General features: G+C 58.7%; 1 pseudogene. It reads right to left on the reverse strand.

Features of this window, described 5'->3' with window-relative positions:
* A pseudogene (locus tag XI08_RS10020) lies at positions 1 to 1,476 on the reverse strand (hypothetical protein); the annotation flags it as partial.

Raw genomic sequence — 1,476 nt, forward strand, 5'->3', positions numbered from 1 at the left:
ACATCGGCCAAATCGCCCGCGGCGGTCCCCTGCGCAGTCCCGGTAACCAGATCGACCGTAACCCCGGCAAGCGCGTTATAGAAGGCGATCCGCGTGTTGCCGTTGCCGGTGATAGCGTCGTTACCGCCCATCCCCTGGATCTCGTTGAATGTGCCCAGGCTCCCGATATTGGCCCCGCTCACTCCGAAGTTCGTTGCGTCAAACGTGTCGTTGAAGTCCGTGCCCTGAATGCCTTCGATCGCTCGCAGCGTATCGGTCCCGATCGATGCATCGCCCGTCACCGTACCTACAGCCAATTGGACAAGGATGCCGCCCGTGGCGTAGGTGAAATTGCCATACTGCGCGACGTCGAAGCCGCCCTTGCCATCGATGAAATCATTGCCGGCGAGGCCCATGAAATTCTCGTTGGCAGCGCTGCCCGAGAATGTGTCGCCGAACATGGAGCCCATCACGGCATTGACGCCGCTGAAGTGATCGGTTCCGATCGAAGCATCGCCAACCGCGGTTCCGGCAACGAAATCGACCGTCACTGCGCCCGTTGAATTCGTGTACTGAATTCGCGTATTGCCGTTGCCGATGATGACATCATCGCCGCCCTGGCCATCAAAGTTGTTGAAGGTGCCGTTTGACCCAGCGTTGACGCTGCTCCCACTGAATCCAGTCGCGTCGTACGTATCGATGAAGTTCGTGCCGCGCACGGCCTCCACGGAGCGCAGCGTATCAGTACCGATCGTGCCATCGCCCGTAACAGTTCCTGCTGCAAGGTTGACGGTGATGCCGGAGCTCGTGGCTGGATCATTATTATAGACAGCGAAATCGTAACCACCGCGGCCATCGACCAGGTCGTTGCCGGCACGGCCATCATATTGCTCGTACGTGCCGTTGGGATTGTCGCTGCCCCTGAGGGTGTCGCCAAAGCTCGAGCCGACTACCCCGACGACGTTCGAAAACGTGTCGCTGCCAACCGAAACGTTGCCACTGGCGGTGCCCGCAGCGAAATCAACAGTCACAGCTCCAGTTGCGCTGGCGTAGGAAATGCGCGTCGATACCTGCCCTGACGCATTGACCGTGCCAACGATGGTGTCGTCGCCCCCCATACCTTCGAACGTGTTGAAGCCAATAGGCGAACCGGGAATTCCGGCATCGCCGGAAAAGCCTATGGCCGAATAATGGTCTGCAAAGTTGCCGCCCTGGATAGCTTCGATACCGGTTAGCGCATCTGTGCCAACGCCTGCGCCTGACACGGTTCCGGCCGTTAGATCGATGGTAAGAGCACCCGTTGCGTCGATGTAGATTGCGCGATCGGCCCCAAGGAGGCCAATGATCGTGTCGTCGCCACCAAACCCCTGGAACACATCATTTCCATTGGTTCCGGTTAGGGTATTGTTATTCGCATCGCCAAGGATTGCTCCAGGAACTGGCACGAAGCTAACGCTTCCGCTGAACACGTTACTGAGATGATTGAGCGCACCACCG

The sequence above is a fragment of the Bradyrhizobium sp. CCBAU 11361 genome (genome assembly GCF_028128935.1).
Taxonomy (GTDB): Bacteria; Pseudomonadota; Alphaproteobacteria; order Rhizobiales; family Xanthobacteraceae; genus Bradyrhizobium; species Bradyrhizobium niftali.